This window comes from Pseudomonas sp. PS02302 (assembly GCF_029959585.1).
GTDB lineage: Bacteria > Pseudomonadota > Gammaproteobacteria > Pseudomonadales > Pseudomonadaceae > Chryseomonas > Chryseomonas aestiva.
The window spans coordinates 38,980-55,085 of record NZ_JASCON010000017.1; the positions used below are offsets into that span (position 1 = coordinate 38,980).

Annotated in this window: 17 protein-coding genes; 5 read left to right on the plus strand and 12 right to left on the minus strand. The window is 67.1% G+C overall.

From position 1 onward, the window contains the following. Window positions 1-393: 393 nt before the first annotated feature. The 5 genes from ppa to exaC form a co-directional block, all read right to left on the minus strand. Window positions 394-921, minus strand: coding sequence for an inorganic diphosphatase (gene ppa, locus QMX82_RS08280; protein ID WP_007161198.1), 528 nt, complete (start codon window positions 919-921; stop codon window positions 394-396). 51 nt (window positions 922-972) lie between these two features. After that, window positions 973-1,809 carry a zinc-dependent peptidase gene (locus QMX82_RS08285; protein WP_208693005.1) on the minus strand — a complete coding sequence of 279 codons (837 nt, stop codon included), beginning with the start codon at window positions 1,807-1,809 and terminating at the stop codon, window positions 973-975. Window positions 1,810-1,813: 4 nt separating this feature from the next. Continuing rightward, the gene (locus tag QMX82_RS08290) at window positions 1,814-2,461 is read right to left on the minus strand and encodes a DedA family protein (protein ID WP_133862356.1); all 648 of its coding nucleotides are present in this window, start codon (window positions 2,459-2,461) and stop codon (window positions 1,814-1,816) included. Between the two features lie 175 nt (window positions 2,462-2,636). Further along, entirely contained in the window at window positions 2,637-3,668 is a 1,032-nt protein-coding gene (gene adhP / locus QMX82_RS08295) for an alcohol dehydrogenase AdhP (RefSeq protein ID WP_187980973.1), read from the minus strand. 253 nt (window positions 3,669-3,921) lie between these two features. Beyond that, complete coding sequence (exaC, locus tag QMX82_RS08300) at window positions 3,922-5,442, minus strand: acetaldehyde dehydrogenase ExaC (protein ID WP_208693003.1); 1,521 nt, start codon at window positions 5,440-5,442, stop codon at window positions 3,922-3,924. 248 nt (window positions 5,443-5,690) lie between these two features. Between exaC and QMX82_RS08305 the strand changes: the two genes are divergently transcribed. Continuing rightward, window positions 5,691-7,583 (plus strand): sigma-54-dependent Fis family transcriptional regulator, encoded by a 1,893-nt coding sequence (locus QMX82_RS08305; RefSeq protein ID WP_208693002.1) that lies wholly within the window; start codon window positions 5,691-5,693, stop codon window positions 7,581-7,583. On the opposite strand, the gene QMX82_RS08310 is transcribed toward QMX82_RS08305, so the two are convergent. Together QMX82_RS08310 and QMX82_RS08315 are read right to left on the minus strand one after the other, a co-directional pair. Next, window positions 7,580-8,740 carry a C4-dicarboxylate ABC transporter gene (locus QMX82_RS08310; protein ID WP_208693001.1) on the minus strand — a complete coding sequence of 387 codons (1,161 nt, stop codon included), beginning with the start codon at window positions 8,738-8,740 and terminating at the stop codon, window positions 7,580-7,582. The two genes, QMX82_RS08305 and QMX82_RS08310, sit on opposite strands and share 4 nt — an antisense overlap. Before the next feature lie 130 nt (window positions 8,741-8,870). Then, window positions 8,871-9,245 carry a COG4315 family predicted lipoprotein gene (locus tag QMX82_RS08315; protein ID WP_208695053.1) on the minus strand — a complete coding sequence of 125 codons (375 nt, stop codon included), beginning with the start codon at window positions 9,243-9,245 and terminating at the stop codon, window positions 8,871-8,873. Between the two features lie 208 nt (window positions 9,246-9,453). Here QMX82_RS08315 and mpl point away from each other — a divergent pair, with 208 nt between their 5' ends. From mpl to QMX82_RS08330, 3 genes are read left to right on the plus strand one after another with little or no spacing between them, the layout of a single operon-like run. Then, window positions 9,454-10,809, plus strand: a complete 1,356-nt coding sequence (gene mpl / locus QMX82_RS08320; protein ID WP_282282247.1) for a UDP-N-acetylmuramate:L-alanyl-gamma-D-glutamyl-meso-diaminopimelate ligase — start codon at window positions 9,454-9,456, stop codon at window positions 10,807-10,809. Beyond that, complete coding sequence (ubiX, locus tag QMX82_RS08325) at window positions 10,809-11,441, plus strand: flavin prenyltransferase UbiX (protein WP_007161189.1); 633 nt, start codon at window positions 10,809-10,811, stop codon at window positions 11,439-11,441. Before mpl ends, ubiX begins: the two co-directional genes overlap by 1 nt. Further along, window positions 11,434-11,730: a YceK/YidQ family lipoprotein gene (locus QMX82_RS08330; protein ID WP_208692999.1), complete on the plus strand. Its 297-nt coding sequence runs from the start codon at window positions 11,434-11,436 to the stop codon at window positions 11,728-11,730. Before ubiX ends, QMX82_RS08330 begins: the two co-directional genes overlap by 8 nt. On the opposite strand, the gene QMX82_RS08335 is transcribed toward QMX82_RS08330, so the two are convergent. Next, complete coding sequence (locus QMX82_RS08335) at window positions 11,727-13,130, minus strand: aminotransferase-like domain-containing protein (protein WP_282282251.1); 1,404 nt, start codon at window positions 13,128-13,130, stop codon at window positions 11,727-11,729. The genes QMX82_RS08330 and QMX82_RS08335 overlap by 4 nt on opposite strands. A gap of 145 nt (window positions 13,131-13,275) precedes the next feature. On the opposite strand from QMX82_RS08335, the gene QMX82_RS08340 reads away from it, so the two are divergent. After that, window positions 13,276-13,404: a hypothetical protein gene (locus QMX82_RS08340; protein ID WP_007161186.1), complete on the plus strand. Its 129-nt coding sequence runs from the start codon at window positions 13,276-13,278 to the stop codon at window positions 13,402-13,404. Here the strand turns inward: QMX82_RS08340 and QMX82_RS08345 are convergent. The 4 genes from QMX82_RS08345 to QMX82_RS08360 form a co-directional block, all read right to left on the minus strand. Continuing rightward, window positions 13,392-13,868, minus strand: a complete 477-nt coding sequence (locus QMX82_RS08345) for a YbaK/EbsC family protein (protein ID WP_133862347.1) — start codon at window positions 13,866-13,868, stop codon at window positions 13,392-13,394. The genes QMX82_RS08340 and QMX82_RS08345 overlap by 13 nt on opposite strands. A 40-nt stretch (window positions 13,869-13,908) precedes the next feature. After that, window positions 13,909-14,322, minus strand: a complete 414-nt coding sequence (vapC, locus tag QMX82_RS08350) for a type II toxin-antitoxin system tRNA(fMet)-specific endonuclease VapC (RefSeq protein WP_282282255.1) — start codon at window positions 14,320-14,322, stop codon at window positions 13,909-13,911. Further along, a complete protein-coding gene (locus tag QMX82_RS08355) occupies window positions 14,322-14,546 on the minus strand; it encodes an antitoxin (RefSeq protein WP_282282257.1) in 225 nt (74 codons plus the stop codon). Before QMX82_RS08355 ends, vapC begins: the two co-directional genes overlap by 1 nt. A 65-nt stretch (window positions 14,547-14,611) precedes the next feature. After that, window positions 14,612-15,988, minus strand: a complete 1,377-nt coding sequence (locus QMX82_RS08360) for an L-serine ammonia-lyase (RefSeq protein ID WP_133862344.1) — start codon at window positions 15,986-15,988, stop codon at window positions 14,612-14,614. Between the last annotated feature and the right edge of the window lie 118 nt (window positions 15,989-16,106).

The window sequence follows — 16,106 nt, forward strand, 5'->3', positions numbered from 1 at the left end:
ATTCTGACCCACACCTTGGTCGTGGATTTTGTAGGTCCTCGGTGGATCTCCTTGGACGAATGCTAAGCTGTAAGCCGCATGGTTGCTAGCCTTTTTGGATGTCGATAGATTTCTTCGGACAACAAAAAAGCCGGCTTGTGGCCGGCTTTAGAGGGCGGGTTGAGCTGATTTTTGGTGAGCCCGGCCCGCCCGGGTTGCCCTTGCCGGGCAGATGAGAAAGAGGCCTGGGGCCTCCGGCGGCGATCGGCAGATGGCGGATCGGCGCAGGGTCGCGGATGGCGACGAGGGGTGCAGGGTAGTCGCTTTGCCGCCGGATAGGAAGCCCGGTGTGCCCGGTGTGACGTCCGGAAACAGAAAAGCCCGGCGAGCCGGGCTTTTCCAAAGGAGCGTGGATCAGCCCTTGTAGGCGGCCACGGCCTTGGTGATCTCGGCGCGGGCGGCGTCGGCGTCGCCCCAGCCTTCGACCTTGACCCACTTGCCCTTCTCCAGATCCTTGTAGTTCTCGAAGAAGTGCTTGATCTGCTCCAGCAGCAGGGCCGGCAGGTCGGTGTATTCCTTCACGTCCTTGTACAGGACGCTCAGCTTGTCGTGGGGGACGGCGATCAGCTTGGCGTCACCGCCGGCTTCGTCGGTCATGTGCAGCACGCCGACCGGACGGGCACGGATCACGGCGCCGGGAGCGACCGGGTAGGGGGTCACGACCAGCACGTCCAGGGGATCGCCATCGTCGGCCAGGGTGTTGGGGATGTAGCCGTAGTTGGCCGGGTAGAACATGGGGGTGGCCATGAAACGGTCGACGAAGAGGGCGTCGCTGTCCTTGTCGATCTCGTACTTGATCGGCGCGTGGTTGGCCGGAATCTCGATGGCGACGTAGATGTCGTTCGGCAAGTCTTTGCCGGCGGGAATCTTGCTGTAGCTCATGAACGGGTCCCTCTGGTCGGTTGGGAAAAGTGGCCGGGAGTATAGGCGCTTTCAGATCGGGGTTCGAGCCTCGGACCCCGGGGGTGTCGGCTGTTGCACGCTCGCCAGGCTAGCGGCGAGACGGCTGCGCGGGTCCTGGCGGAACAGCTGCTGCAGCTGTCCGTAGACGGCCGGATAGTGTTCGCTGAGCAGGTCGGGCGCACTGAAGAAATACTCGCAGGCGACGGCGAAGAATTCCTCGGGGCTTTCCGCCGCATAGGGGTCGAGCGAGGTCTCGGCGTCCGGATCGGCGTCGAGCTGGCGATTGAGGTCGTCATAGGCGCCTTGCAGGGCGCTGGTCCAGGCCGCCTGGGGCATGCCTTCGTGCAGCGGCGGCTGGCCGTTGCACAGGCCGCCGGCGAGCAGATCGATGAGATGGGCGAATTCGTGGATGACCAGGTTGTAGGCTTCCCAGCCACCACTGGCCTGGATGCCGGGCCAGGCCAGCACCACCTGGCCGCGATCCCAGGCTTCGCCGTCGCGTTCCTCGTCCCACTCGTGTTCCAGGCCACCTTCGTCGCGATGGCGCTGCGGGCTGACGAAGGCGTCGGGGTAGACGACGATCTCGCGGACATTGGGATAGAGCGCCGCTTCCGGCAGGTGCAGCAGCGGCAGCAGGGCCTGGGCGGCCAGCAGCAGGCGATCGCCGTCATCCAGTTCCAGGCCCTGGAGCAGGGTCAGGCGCTTCTCGGCGAGAAACAGCACGCAGTGCTCGCGCAGCCAGGTGTCCTCCGCGGCACTCAGGCCATCGAGGATCGGCAGGCGCTGACGTAGGCGCGCCCAGAGCTCGTCGGCGATGGCGACCCGCTCCAGCAGGCGCCGTTCGCGCCAGGCGCGCCAGAAACCCAAGGACTCAGACTCCGCTCTGGACCGCGGCGCGCCGGCTCTTGATCAGGCCGAGGATCATCGGCAGCAGGGAGATACCGATGATGGCCAGCACCATCAGGGTGAGATTCTGCTTGATGAAGGGCACGTTGCCGAAGAAGTAGCCCAGGCTCACCAGACCGCCGACCCAGAGCAGCGAGCCGAGCACGCTGTAGGCGAGGAAGTAGGGATAGTGCATGCGGCCTACGCCGGCGACGAAGGGGGCGAAGGTGCGGATGATGGGCAGGAAGCGCGCCAGGGTGATGGTCTTGCCACCGTGGTGCTCGTAGAAGGCCTGGGTGCGCAGCAGGTAGTCGCGGCGGAAGATCTTGGAATGGGGGTTGCTGAACAGCTTGTCGCCGGCGAAGCGGCCGATCAGGTAGTTGGTGCTGTCGCCCGCCACCGCGGCGAACATCAGCAGGCCGGCGAGCAGATAGGGGTCCATGTCGCCGAGGGCGGAGAGGGCGCCGGCGATGAACAGCAGGGAGTCGCCGGGCAGGAAGGGCATGACCACCAGACCCGTCTCGCAGAAGATCACGGCGAAGAGAATGACGTAGATCCAGGTGCCGTACTGGGCTACCAACCCGCTGAGATAGACGTCGAGGTGCAGGATCAGATCGATCGGGTTGAATTCCATGGGGCGTGCCTACCGTAGTTGCGAGGGTCCGGCGGCGATTATAAGGGCAGCCGGGGCCAGCGTTTGTGGCCTGGTCGAGATCGGCGCCGGGAAAAAACGCCAGCCGCTCAGAGGTCAGGGTAGGCGAAAGGTTCACTCCCGCGCCGGGGCCGACGCGGGAGTGGCGCGCTGGTTCTCAGCCCAGCGCCATGTCGATCACCACCCGACCCTCGATACCGCCGCCGTGCATGCGGGCGAAGATGTCGTTGATGTTCTCCAGCGGTTCGGCGCTCACCGTGGCCTTGACCTTGCCTTCGCCGGCGAAGTCCAGCGCCTCCTGCAGGTCCAGGCGGGTGCCGACGATGGAGCCACGCACCGTGGTGCCGTTGAGCACCATGTCGAAGATCGACAGCGGGAAGTCACCCGGCGGCAGGCCGTTGAGGGCGATGGTGCCGCCGCGGCGGGTCATGCCGATGGCCTGCTCGAAGGCCTTGGGCGACACCGCCGTGACCAGGGCGCCGTGGGCGCCGCCGATCTCCTTCTTCAGGTAGGCCGCCGGGTCCTGCTCGCGGGCGTTGACGGTGACCTCGGCGCCCAGGCGGCGGGCGAGGTCGAGCTTCCGGTCGTCCACATCCACCGCCGCCACGTTCAGGCCCATGGCTCGGGCGTACTGCACCGCCATGTGGCCGAGGCCGCCGATGCCGGAGATCACCACCCAGTTGCCCGGGCGGGTGTCGGTCATCTTCAGGCCCTTGTAGACGGTGACCCCGGCGCAGAGGATGGGCGCGATCTCGACGAAGCCGACGTTGTCCGGCAGGCGGCCGACGTAGCCGGCATCGGCCAGGGTGTATTCGGCGAAGCCGCCGTTCACCGAATAGCCGGTGTTCTGCTGGGACTCGCAGAGGGTCTCCCAGCCGCCCAGGCAATGCTCGCAATGACCGCAGGTGGAATACAGCCAGGGCACCCCGACCCGGTCGCCTTCCTTGACATGGGTGACCCCGGCGCCCACCGCCACCACATGGCCGACGCCTTCGTGACCGGGGATGAAGGGTGGATTGGGCTTGACCGGCCAATCGCCCTGGGCGGCATGCAGATCGGTGTGGCAGACGCCGCTGGCGGCGATCTTGACCAGTACCTGGCCGGCACCCGGGGTGGGCACCTCGACTTCGCGGAATTCCAGGGGTTTGCCAAAGGCGGTGACGACAGCGGCTTTCATTGTTTTAGGCATGACGAGTCCCTCATGGAGGCATGATGCGTGGATGAAGCCAGACGGGGCCTGCGCCAGGACGCACCTGTCCACCACGGGCGGCCGCTGCGTCTAGCGTCGGCCACCCACGGGGAGGGGGTGTTGATCCAGGTCAGGCGGGAGGCGCGCCCCGACGTCCTGCTGAGGCGCGCGATCCAGGCGTCGTCTTCGCGGAGCGACCTTGACCCTGGGGTAACGCCAGTGGCGGCCGCACCCCGGGGTCTACAGGTCGCCTCTAGAAGAAGCCCAGCGGATTGATGTCGTAGCTGACCAGCAGATTCTTGGTCTGCTGGTAGTGGTCGAGCATCATCTTGTGGGTTTCACGGCCGACGCCGGATTTCTTGTAGCCGCCGAAGGCAGCATGGGCAGGATAGAGATGGTAGCAGTTAGTCCAGACGCGGCCGGCCTTGATGCCGCGGCCCATGCGGTAGGCGCGGTTGATGTCGCGGGTCCAGACGCCGGCGCCGAGGCCGAACTCGGTGTCGTTGGCGATGGCCAGGGCCTCGGCTTCGTCCTTGAAGGTGGTGACGCCGATCACCGGGCCGAAGATCTCTTCCTGGAAGACGCGCATCTTGTTGTGGCCCTTGAGCAGGGTCGGCTGGATGTAATAGCCGCTGGCCAGATCACCCTGCAGTTTCTCGACGTTGCCGCCGGTGAGGAATTCGGCGCCTTCCTCGCGGGCAATCTCCAGGTAGGAGACGATCTTCTCGAATTGCTGCTGGGAGGCCTGGGCACCGACCATGGTCTCGGTGTCCAGTGGATCGCCGCGCTTGATCTGGGCGATCTTCTTCATCACCGCTTCCATGAAGGGGGCGTAGATGGATTCCTGTACCAGGGCGCGCGAGGGGCAGGTACAGACCTCGCCCTGGTTGAAGAAGCCCAGTACCAGACCCTCGGCGGCCTTCTCGATGAAGCTCGGCTCGGCCTGCATGATGTCTTCGAAGTAGATGTTGGGCGACTTGCCGCCCAGTTCCACGGTGCTGGGAATGATGTTCTTGGCCGCGCAGGAGAGGATGTGCGAACCCACCGGGGTGGAGCCGGTGAAGGCGATCTTGGCGATGCGGGTGCTGGTGGCCAGGGCCTCGCCGGCCTCCTTGCCATAGCCCTGCACCACGTTGAGCACGCCGGGCGGCAGCAGGTCGCCGACCATCTCGACGAACAGGGTGATGGACAGCGGGGTCTGCTCGGCGGGCTTGAGCACCACGCAGTTGCCGGCGGCCAGCGCCGGGGCCAGCTTCCAGGCGGCCATCAGCAGCGGGAAGTTCCAGGGAATGATCTGGCCGACCACGCCCAGCGGCTCGTGGAAATGGTAGCTGGCGGTGTTGTCGTTGATCTCGGCGGCGCTGCCTTCCTGGGCGCGGATGCAGCCGGCGAAGTAGCGGAAGTGATCGGCGGCCAGGGGCACGTCGGCGTTGAGCGTCTCGCGCACCGCCTTGCCGTTGTCCCAGGTCTCGGCGACGGCCAGTTTTTCCAGATTCTGTTCGATGCGGTCGGCGATCTTGAGCAGGATCAGCGAGCGGTCCTGCACCGAGGTGCGGCCCCAGGCATCGGCGGCGGCATGGGCGGCGTCCAGGGCGCGTTCGATGTCGGCGGCGTCGGAGCGGGGGAATTCACCGATCACCGAGCCGTTCACCGGGGAGGTGTTGGTGAAGTACTGGCCTTTCACCGGGGCGACGAATTCGCCGCCGATGTAGTTGCCGTAGCGGGCCTGCAGGGTCAGCAGGGCGTCTTGGGTGCCGGGAGCTGCGTAGCGCATGGTGGGTCTCCTGTTTGTTCTTGTAGGAAGAGCGGCGCTCCGATCCTGAGCAAGGCGCGGGCCAAGTCGGGCGAACCCGCATGGTTACGGCCTTGCGGTCTTTTCCGGGGAAAGCCGCCAGCTGCCACTGTGACAGAGCTGTCACCCCTTGGCGTGACAGTCTGTCACCTGGGGGTGACAGAGTGCCCAGTCCGCCCGATTTGGCCTATGCTGGAGGCCGCGCAGACGCCCCGCGGAGGACAACAACAATGGCCGCCACCCCGTCCGATCGTCATGCCAGCCAGGTGCTCGAACTCGCCCGCGGCGCCGTCCTCGACGGCCCGGCCAGCGATCCGGCCATCGCCCGCTCCTGGCGGCGCTGTCTCGACGAACACCAGCTGGACCCGGCCGCGCCGGTAGCACCCTGGGTGCTGGAGCGCGCCCGCTTCGACGAGCACCGCCAGCGCCAGCAGCGGGTGCTGCAGATCGCCCGTGGGCAGATGAATTCCCTGCACCAGCAACTGGGCGGCGCCGGCCATGCCGTGCTGCTCACCGATGCCCGCGGGCTGATCCTCGATTGCGTCACCGCCGACGCCGAGCGCGCGACCTTCCAGCAGGCCGGTCTGTGGCTGGGAGCCGACTGGAGCGAGGCCTGCGAGGGCACCAACGGCATCGGCACCTGCGTGGTGGAGCGCCAGGCGCTGACCATCCACCGCGACGAACACTTTCGCAGTCGCCATACCCAGCTGACCTGCTCGGCCAGTCCGGTCTTCGATCCGGCCGGCGAGCTGCTGGCGGTGCTGGACGTCTCCAGCGCCCGCCAGGAAGCCTCGCGCCAGGGCCAGTTCCATACCATGGCGCTGGTCAATCTCTCGGCCAAGCTGATCGAGAGCTGCTATTTCCTCGACCGCTACGCCGATGGCTATCTGCTGCGCTTCCATGCCCAGGCGGCCTATGTCGGCCTGCTCAGCGAGGGCCTGCTGGCCTTTGATGACGAGGGGCGGATCAACGCCGCCAACGAGACCGCGCTGATGCTGCTGGGGCTGGCGCGCAGTGCGGTGCTGGGGCAGCGGATGGAAAGCCTGTTCGAATTGCGGCAGGACGAGCTGCTGGAGCGCGCCCGCCCGCAACCCAGCGCCTGCTGGGCGTTGCGTGGCCGCCAGGGCCAGGGCTTCCACGGCCTGGTGCGCGGTCCTCAGGTACGTCCGGTCACCCCGGTGGCGGTGCCCAAGACGCCCCTGCCCAGCGGCATCTGCCTGGCCGATCCGGCCCTGGCACGGGATTTCACCCGGGCGCTCAAGGTGCTGGAGCGTGACGTGCCGGTGCTGCTGCACGGCGAGACCGGCACCGGCAAGGAAGCCTTCGCCAGCGCCCTGCACCGCGCCAGCAGTCGCGCCGGCCAGGCGTTCGTCGCCCTCAATTGCGCGGCCATCCCGGAAACCCTGATCGAAAGCGAGCTGTTCGGCTATCGCGGTGGCAGCTTCACTGGAGCGCGCAAGGAAGGCATGGCCGGCAAGTTGCAGCAGGCCGATGGCGGCATCCTCTTTCTCGACGAGATCGGCGACATGCCGCTGGCGCTGCAGACCCGGCTGCTCAGGGTGCTGGAAGAGCGCCAGGTGGTCCCGCTCGGCGGCGGGGCGCCGCGCGCCCTGGACCTGCGTCTGGTGAGCGCCAGTCACCGTGATCTGGAGGCCCTGGTGGCGGCCGGCAGCTTTCGCGAAGACCTCTACTATCGCCTGCGCGGCCTGGTGGTGACCCTGCCGGCGCTGCGCGAGCGCAGTGACCGTGGCGAACTGCTCGATCAGCTGCTGGCCGAAGAGGCCCGCGGCGAGGCGATCGACCTCGATCCGGCCGCGCGTGCCTGCCTGCTGGCGCACCCCTGGCCGGGTAATGTCCGCCAGTTGCGTACCGTGCTGCGCACCCTGGTGGCCCTGAGCGAAGATGGCCATATCGGCCTGGACGAGCTACCCGCCGACTGCCGTGGCGCCCGGCTGCCGCTGCCGTCCAGCGCGGCGCCGGTCGACAGCGCCCGGGAGGAACTGCGTGCGGTACTGGACGACTGCCACTGGCAGATGACCCGCGCCGCCAAGCGCCTGGGGGTGAGTCGCAACACCCTCTATCGCTGGCTGCACCAGCACGGCCTGCAGCGTCCGCAAAATTAGCGCACCTGCTTGCACAGGTGGGCGATGCAGGGCGAGACGAACAGACCGCCCCGGTAGGCGCCGGCCAGGGTGCGGCTGGCGACCAGGGTCCACAGCAGCGCCAGCAACAACACCAGCACGGTGCCCAGACCGGTGAAGAAGGGCGCCGCCAGGGCCTCGCCCAGGCGCAGGGTGGTCAGGGCATAGACACCCAGGGGAAAGGTGAAGCCCCACCAGCCCAGGTTGAAGGGCATGCCGTCCCGCGCCTGGCGCTGGGTCACCAGCACCGCCAGCGCCAGCCACCAGAGTCCCAGGCCCCAGAGCAGCAGCGCGCCCAGCAGGCCCAGGCCCCGGGCGATCTCGCCAATGCCGACCAGGCCATGGGCGGCGAACACCGCGGGCGCAGCGCTGCCCAGCACCAGTAGCCCCAGGGCGCCGGTGGCGATCGGGCCCAGCGCCAGCCAGCTCGACGCGGCCATGCTGGCCGGCGGCAGTTTGTGCAGTGCCAGGCGCAACAGCAGGATCACCAGCAGGCTGAGGGCGACCGGCACCGAATAGGCCCAGAGCACATAGCTGGCGACGAGCACGCTGAATTGCTCGCTGACCGCCAGATGCGGCACCAGCAGGCCACCACTGGCCGCCGCCACCTCCGCGGCCACCACCGGCAGCAGCCAGACGGCGGTCATCTGGTCGATGCGATGCGCCTGGCGGGTAAACATCAGATAGGGGATCAGCACTCCGCAAGCCAGCGCCATGGCCGCATCCAGCCACCAGAGGCCGAGCGCCAGGGGCAGCACCGCCGCGCCCCAGCGGGGCAGGCCGAACAGCAACAGGCCGTTGATCAGCGTGGCCAGCCCCATGGGGATGGTGCCGATAAACATCGAGACAGTGGCGTGGGCGAAGATTTCGCGGGCCTCGTCGAAGAACAGCAACCAGCGCGCGGCATAGAGCCCGCTGAACAGGCAGAACAGCAGTACAGCGAGCAGCCAGAGGCTCTCGGCGAGGACGGGCAATCCAGGAAGCCGCCAGGGACAGGCGGCCAGGGCAAGGGCCAACACGCCGGTGCCCATGGTCACGGCGAACCAGTTCGGCGTGAACTGGCGGATGACCTCCAGGGGGCGGTCGAGCTGGCTAAAGGGTCGGAGTACCTGCGCTGGGACAACGGCGAAAAACGGCATGGCAGGGCTCCTGAAAGGGAAGACCTTCAGGCTAAGCCTGCACGCTTATCATTAAAAATGAATGATTTTGAAATATTAAACTATTGGATAGATAAGGCGCTGCCCGTTTTGGGCAGGCAGCGCCCGGGCGTCAGGGCTTGGCCACGTGCCAGACCTGATTGACGCCATCACCACTGGTATCGCCCGGCTTGCTGTCCTTGACCCAGGTGTACAGCGGCTTGCCCTGGTAGGCCCATTGCTGGCTGCCGTCGTCGCGGGTCACCAGGCTGTAGCCATCGGCGGCCTTGGCGCCTGCTTCGGCTGTCAGCGGTGGCCAGTTCTGGGCGCAGGGACCGTTGCAGGCGGACTTGCCCGCGCTGTCCTTGGCAAAGGTGTAGAGCGTCATGCCCTTGCCGTCGACGAGCACCTTGCCCAGGGCGGTGTCGGCGACCTTGGTCGGCGCGGCGGCCAGGGCCAGGCTGGCGAAGGAGAGGGTTGCAGCGGTGATCAGCAGGTGTTTCAGCATGGTCGACCTCTTGTGCTTGTTATCAGGGCGAACGGACCTACGGCTATGCGGGCATCCGGAAAGCCAGGGATGCCTTGCGCACTCTAGTCGAAATCCTGCCGGCCGGGGCGGGCGCAGCGCCGGGTTATCCGCGACGGCCATCGCTCCGGCGGCGCGGCCCCCCGTGCTAACCTTGCCGCCGTTCAATCTGCAGCGGAGCCCGCCTGTCATGCACATCCACATCCTCGGTATCTGCGGCACCTTCATGGGGTCGCTCGCGGTGCTGGCCAAGGAAGCCGGCCATCGCGTGACTGGCTCCGATGCCAACGTCTATCCACCGATGAGCACCCAACTGGAGGCCCAGGGCATCGAGCTGACCCAGGGTTACGATCCGGCCCAGCTCGATCCGGCGCCGGACCTGGTAGTGATCGGCAACGCCCTGTCGCGCGGCAATCCGGCGGTGGAATACGTACTGGACCAGGGGCTGCCCTATGTCTCCGGTCCCCAGTGGCTGGCCGAGCACGTCCTGCAGGGGCGCTGGGTGCTGGCGGTCGCCGGGACCCACGGCAAGACCACCACCACCAGCATGCTGGCCTGGGTGCTGGAGCACGCCGGCATGAGTCCGGGCTTTCTCATCGGCGGGGTGCCGCAGAATTTCGGCATCTCGGCGCGCCTGGGCGGCACGCCCTTCTTCGTGGTGGAAGCCGACGAATACGACAGCGCCTTCTTCGACAAGAGATCCAAGTTCGTCCACTACCGACCGCGGACCACCATCCTCAACAACCTGGAATACGATCACGCGGACATCTTCCCGGATCTCGCGGCCATCGAGCGGCAGTTCCATCACCTGGTGCGGACCATCCCCAGCAGCGGCCTGATCATCCACCCTATTGCCGAAACGGCCCTGGTGCGGGTGCTGCAGATGGGCTGCTGGACCCCGGTACAGACCACCGGCGCAGGTGGCCAATGGCAGGCCCGCCTGCTGGCCGAGGATGGTTCGCGCTTCGAGGTGCGGTTCGACGGCGAGGTGCAGGGCACGGTGAACTGGGAACTGACCGGCCAGCACAACGTGGCCAATGCCCTGGCCACCCTGGCGGCGGCTCGTCATGTTGGCGTGGTACCCGCTATGGGCGTCGCCGCCCTGAGTGAATTCCGTAGCGTGAAGCGGCGCATGGAGAAGGTCGCCGAGGTGCGTGGCGTGACTGTCTATGACGACTTCGCCCACCATCCCACCGCCATCGCCACCACCCTGCAGGGGCTGCGCGCCCGGGTCGGCGGTGAGCGCATCATCGCCGTCATCGAGCCGCGCTCCAATTCCATGAAACTGGGCGCCCACCGTGATGGCCTGCCGGCCAGCGTCACCGGCGCCGACAGCGTCATCTGGTACGCCCCGCCTAATCTGGGCTGGGACCTGGCCGGGACCGCCGAGACCTGCGCCGTACCGGCGGTGGTCTGCGATTCCCTGGACGCCATCATCACGCGGGTCCAGGCCGAGCTGGACGGCCCCACCCACGTGGTGATCATGAGCAACGGCGGTTTCGGCGGCCTGCACGGCAAGCTGGCCGCGGCCCTGGAGCAGGCATGATGGCCGGCCCGGAACGCATCACCCTGGCGCTGACCGGCGCCTCCGGCTCCCAGTACGGCCTGCGCCTGCTGGACTGCCTGGTGCAGGAGGAGCGCGAGGTGCACTTCCTCATCTCCAAGGCCGCGCAACTGGTGATGGCCACCGAGACCGACGTGGTGCTGCCACCCAAGCCCCAGGCCATGCAGGCCTTTCTCACCGAATACACCGGCGCCGCCCCTGGCCAGGTGCGGGTATTCGGCCAGAGCGACTGGATGGCGCCGCCGGCGTCCGGCTCCAGCGCCCCGGCGGCCATGGTGGTCTGCCCCTGCTCCACCGGCACCCTCTCGGCCATTGCCACCGGCGCCAGCAACAACCTCATCGAACGCGCCGCCGACGTGGCCCTCAAGGAGCGGCGACAGCTGATCCTGGTGCCGCGCGAGTCACCGTTCTCCAGCATCCACCTGGAGAACATGCTCAAGCTGTCCAACCTGGGCGTGACCATCCTGCCGGCCTCGCCGGGCTTCTACCACCAGCCGCAGACCCTCGACGACCTGGTGGACTTCGTGGTGGCGCGCATCCTCAATACCCTGGGCATCCCCCAGGACATGCTGCCGCGCTGGGGCGAACATCACCTGTCCGGCAACGATGACTAGGGCGGTGCGCCTCGGTCTGCTGCTGACGGCCATGCTGGTCCTCGGCGGCTGCGCCACGGCGCGCACCCTGGACGCCGCCAAGCCCGGCGCGCCGGTGGTCTATGCCGGTACCCGGCTGGATCTCTATGCGCTGCAGGGCGGCTGCTGCGCCCAGGAGCGCTTCGGCGCCGAGGCACCGGCCTGGCCGGTGCTGGACCTGCCCGCCAGCGCCCTGCTCGACACCCTGCTGCTGCCGTTGTCGCTACCCGCGGCCATCGGCGGGCGCGGCAGCGTGCAGGGCGGTCTCTAAAAGGCCGCCAGCAGCTCACCAAGTTTGGCCATGGCCGCCTCGCTGCGGGCGTCCCAGGGATGACCGCAATTGAGTCTGATGCAGTGGCGAAAGCCCTGTTGCGCGGAAAAGATCGGTCCCGGCGCCAGGCTGATGCCCTCGGCCAGGGCCTGGCGGTAGAGCGCCAGGCTGTCTACCCGCGTGGGTAATTCGAACCAGAGAAAGTAGCCGCCCTGGGGTCGGCTGACGTGGGTGTCGGCAGGAAAATAACGCCGCGCCGCGGCCAGCATGGCCTGGCGCTGGCGGTCCAGACTCAGGCGCAGGCGACGCAGGTGGCGATCGTAGCCGCCATGCTGCAGATAGTCGGCCAGGGCGGCCTGGGCCGGCATCGAGGGGGTGATGGTGGTCATCAGCCGCAGCCGGGCGACGGCGCCCGCCTGACGGCCGGCGGCGATCCAGCCGATGCGATAGCCGGGCGCCAGGCATTTGGAAAAGGAGCCGCAGTGCAGCACCAGGCCGTCGCGGTCGAAGCGCTTGATGGGGCGGTGCGGTTCGCTGCCGCTGTAGAGCTCGGCATAGACGTCGTCTTCCAGCAGGGGCACCTGATGGCGTTGCAGCAGGCCATAGAGGCGCTGCTGGGCGCGGTCGTCAAGACTGACCCCGGTGGGATTCTGCAGGCCGCTCATGAACCAGCAGGCCTTGATCGGCAGGCGACTCAGGGCCTCTTCCAGGGCATCGAGATTGAGGCCGTGCTCGGGGTCCACCGGGATTTCCACCGCCTTGAGCTGTAGCCGCTCCAGCACCTGCAGGCTGGCATAGAAGGCCGGGCTTTCCACCGCCACCAGATCGCCGGGCCGGGTCAGACTCTGCAGGCCCAGGTTGAGGGCTTCCAGGGCGCCGTGGGTGATCACCAGTTCTTCGCCGACCTCGGGCATGCCGGCCAGGCCGTAGCGCCGGGCGATCTGCCGCCGCAGTTCGGGATGGCCGGGGGTGACGTAGGCGGTGAGGTCCTGGGCGGGCAGGTCGCGCAGGCCGTGGGCCATGCTGCGGGCCAGGCGCGCCAGGGGAAAGAGATCGGGGCTGGGAAAGGCCGAGCCGAAGGGCACGATGTCCGGATCTTGCAGCGACTGCAGCACCGAATAGACCAGGTCGCTCACTGCCACCTCGGTGCCCTCCAGAGGCGCCAGCAGTGGCGCCGCATCCCGCGCCCGGGCCGGTTCGCGGACGAAATAGCCGGATCGCTCGCGGGCCTCGATCAGCCCGCGACGCTCCAGCAGGTAATAGGCCTGGAACACCGTGGAGGGGCTGATGCCGTGGGTCTGGCTGGCGTTGCGCACCGACGGCAGCCGCTCGCCGGGGGCGAGGACGCCGCGAGTCATCAGGGTGGCGAGCTGGTCGGCGAATCTTTCGTAGCGCTTCATGCAGGGCCAGGGCAGGGGAGACCGTCACTATAGCGAGCACGGCGCCATCTGATCCGGTTTTTCCCGTGTCTACCTGCTGCTGTAACGCGAGCGCCTTGGGGCCTAAGCTTTACCCATCCCTTTCTGGCATCCCTCGGAGGCAGCCATGGACGATGGTATCTTCATGATTCTCTTCAGCCTGCTCGCGCTCATCCTGCTCGGCGGCGGCTACTACGCCTGCGTGGTATTGAACAAGGACCGGCGCGACGTGGAAAAGAACGATCAGCTGCGCTGATCGCCCAGGGCGCAGACATCCACCCAGCGCGCCTCGCTGAGGGCGGCCAGCCGCTCCGGCGTGAGGCGCACGCAACTGTGGATGGCACCCGCGGCCGGTAGCACCTCATCGAAGGCTTTCAGCGATTCGTCGCAATAGACCGGCAGCGGGGTGGCCAGCCCGAACGGGCAGACGCCGCCCACCGGATGCCCGGTGAGGCCTTCCACGGTGTCAGCATCGAGCAGCTTGGCCTTGCCACCGAAGGCGGCCTTGAGCTTGCGGTTGTCCAGGCGTGCATCGCCGCGAGCCACCAGCAGCAACAGCTGCTCCCCAACTTTCAGTCCCAGGGTCTTGGCGATCCGCCCCGGTTCCACGCCATGGGCGGCTGCAGCGAGGGTGACGGTCGCGGTACTGGTGGTGGCCTCGAGGATCTCGAGGTCGGGAGCGATGCGGGCGAGGTGCTGGCGGACGGAGTCGAGGCTCATGAGCGTTCCTTGTGTCTAGGTCAGAGCCGACCGTGCCGTTTCAATCGGCTGCTGTCCAGTTCTCGCAGGCCAGATCGGCGACCCGGCTGAATTCCCGCAGATTGTTGCTGACCAGGATCAGCGCCCTGGCGCGGGCATGGGCGGCGATCCACAGATCGTTGTTGCCGATGATCTTGCCCTGGCGCTCCAGCTCGGCGCGGATGGCGCCATAGTGTTCGGCGCATTCCGTATCCAGCTCCAGCACGGCGATCTGCTGGCGGAGCTGTTCCAGGATCGTCCGGGTGCGCTCGGGTTGCTGACTCTTGGCCGCGCCATGACAGAGCTCACCCCAGGTGATCGCAGACATCGCCAGTTCATCGCGACCATGCCGGGCGAAGCGCTCACGGACCTGCGGCGGATTGTGCTTGGCGATGTAGATGCAGATGTTGGTGTCGAGCAGGTAGCGAAGAGGCACTAGAACTCTTCCCGCGCCTGGGGTGGGCTGTCTTCCCGTTCCAGGGGCGCCAATGACAGCGCGGCCAGGGTGTCGAAGATATCGGCGGCATCTGGCCGCAATTCCCGCAGAACGATCTCGTCGCCGCGGCGGAAGATTTCCACCCGATCCGATTCGAAGCGAAATTCCTTGGGCAGGCGCAAGGCCTGGCTGTTACCGGACTTGAACACGCGGGCTTCGGCCATGGATGTCTCCTTGAGACGTATATACGAAGGAGTATATACGTCGCACTGGAGTGATCAAGCGCCTCTCAACACTCCACGAAGGTCACGGCCAGACCGCCGCGCGAGGTTTCCTTGTACTTGCTGTGCATGTCCGCGCCGGTTTCCTTCATGGTGCGGATCACCTGGTCGAGGGAGATGAAGTGCTCGCCGTCGCCGCGCAGGGCCATCTGGGCGGCATTGATCGCCTTGACCGCGGCGATGGCGTTGCGCTCGATGCAGGGCACCTGCACCAGGCCGCCGACCGGGTCGCAGGTCAGTCCCAGATTGTGCTCCAGGCCGATCTCGGCGGCGTTTTCCAGCTGCGCCGGGCTGGCGCCCAGCACCTCGGCCAGGCCGGCGGCGGCCATGGCGCAGGCCGAGCCGACCTCGCCCTGGCAGCCCACCTCGGCGCCGGAGATGGAAGCGTTCTTCTTGCACAGGATGCCGACCGCGGCAGCGGCCAGCATGAAGCGCACCACGTCGTCGTCGCAGGCGTCGGGATTGAATTTCATGTAGTACATCAGCACCGCCGGGATGATCCCGGCCGCGCCGTTGGTGGGCGCGGTGACCATGCGCCCGCCGGCGGCGTTTTCCTCGTTCACCGCCAGGGCGAAGAGGTTGACCCATTCCATGGCGGAGAGGGTGGAACCTATGACGTTGGGCTTGCCGATGGCCTGCAGACTCTGGTGCAGGCGGGCGGCGCGCCGGCGCACCTTGAGGCCGCCGGGCAGGATGCCCTCGTTGGCGAGACCGTTCTGCACGCATTCGCGCATCACGCCCCAGATGCGTAGCAGGCCGCTGCGGATCTCTTCCTCGGAGCGCCAGCTCTTCTCGTTGGCCAGCATCAGCTCGGCCACGCCCAGGCCATGGCTGCGGCACAGGTGCAGCAGCTCGGCGCCGCTGGAGAAGTCATAGGGCAGTTCGGTGGTGTCGCTGTCCAGCACGCCGCTGGCGGCCTGGGCGGCGTCCACCACGAAGCCGCCACCGATGGAGTAGTAGGTGGCTTCAGCCACTTCACCCGTGGTGCCAAAGGCGGTCAGGGTCATGGCGTTGGGATGGTAGGGCAGGCTTTCTTCCAGCAGCAGCATGTCTTCCTGCCAGTTGAAATGGACCGCCTGGCGGCCGGCCAGCAACAGCGTGCGCTCGTTGCGCAGGACCTCAATGCGCGGTTCGACGGCGGCGGGATCGACGCGATCCGGCCATTCGCCCATCAGACCGATCAGGGTCGCCCGGTCGGTGCCATGGCCGATCCCGGTGGCCGACAGTGAGCCATAGAGGCGCACCTCGACCCGCTTGACCTGCTCCAGCAGACCTTCGTCGACCAGGCGCTGGGCGAAGAGGGCACCGGCCCGCATCGGTCCCACGGTATGGGAACTGGACGGACCCACGCCGATTTTGAACAGGTCGAAGACGCTGATGGCCATGTCGGTAATCCCTGATTGAGCTTGAATGGTCGCCAGACAAGCTGCCGGCGGATGGCTCATAGTGGTGATAAGCCTTCAACTCGCACAAACGAAAGCTTCTAAGCGATCCTTTAGCGGA

What these genes read in the sequence shown, in the direction of transcription:
- QMX82_RS08310 (WP_208693001.1), bottom strand. Translation starts at nt 8,740, where the DNA reads ATGCCGTTTTTCGCCGTTGTCCCAGCGCAGGTACTCCGACCCTTTAGC.
- ppa (WP_007161198.1), bottom strand. Translation starts at nt 921, where the DNA reads ATGAGCTACAGCAAGATTCCCGCCGGCAAAGACTTGCCGAACGACATC.
- QMX82_RS08360 (WP_133862344.1), bottom strand. Translation starts at nt 15,988, where the DNA reads ATGGCCATCAGCGTCTTCGACCTGTTCAAAATCGGCGTGGGTCCGTCC.
- QMX82_RS08305 (WP_208693002.1), top strand. Translation starts at nt 5,691, where the DNA reads ATGGCCGCCACCCCGTCCGATCGTCATGCCAGCCAGGTGCTCGAACTC.
- exaC (WP_208693003.1), bottom strand. Translation starts at nt 5,442, where the DNA reads ATGCGCTACGCAGCTCCCGGCACCCAAGACGCCCTGCTGACCCTGCAG.
- QMX82_RS08340 (WP_007161186.1), top strand. Translation starts at nt 13,276, where the DNA reads ATGGACGATGGTATCTTCATGATTCTCTTCAGCCTGCTCGCGCTCATC.
- QMX82_RS08330 (WP_208692999.1), top strand. Translation starts at nt 11,434, where the DNA reads ATGACTAGGGCGGTGCGCCTCGGTCTGCTGCTGACGGCCATGCTGGTC.
- QMX82_RS08345 (WP_133862347.1), bottom strand. Translation starts at nt 13,868, where the DNA reads ATGAGCCTCGACTCCGTCCGCCAGCACCTCGCCCGCATCGCTCCCGAC.
- QMX82_RS08290 (WP_133862356.1), bottom strand. Translation starts at nt 2,461, where the DNA reads ATGGAATTCAACCCGATCGATCTGATCCTGCACCTCGACGTCTATCTC.
- QMX82_RS08315 (WP_208695053.1), bottom strand. Translation starts at nt 9,245, where the DNA reads ATGCTGAAACACCTGCTGATCACCGCTGCAACCCTCTCCTTCGCCAGC.
- adhP (WP_187980973.1), bottom strand. Translation starts at nt 3,668, where the DNA reads ATGCCTAAAACAATGAAAGCCGCTGTCGTCACCGCCTTTGGCAAACCC.
- QMX82_RS08335 (WP_282282251.1), bottom strand. Translation starts at nt 13,130, where the DNA reads ATGAAGCGCTACGAAAGATTCGCCGACCAGCTCGCCACCCTGATGACT.
- ubiX (WP_007161189.1), top strand. Translation starts at nt 10,809, where the DNA reads ATGGCCGGCCCGGAACGCATCACCCTGGCGCTGACCGGCGCCTCCGGC.
- QMX82_RS08355 (WP_282282257.1), bottom strand. Translation starts at nt 14,546, where the DNA reads ATGGCCGAAGCCCGCGTGTTCAAGTCCGGTAACAGCCAGGCCTTGCGC.
- mpl (WP_282282247.1), top strand. Translation starts at nt 9,454, where the DNA reads ATGCACATCCACATCCTCGGTATCTGCGGCACCTTCATGGGGTCGCTC.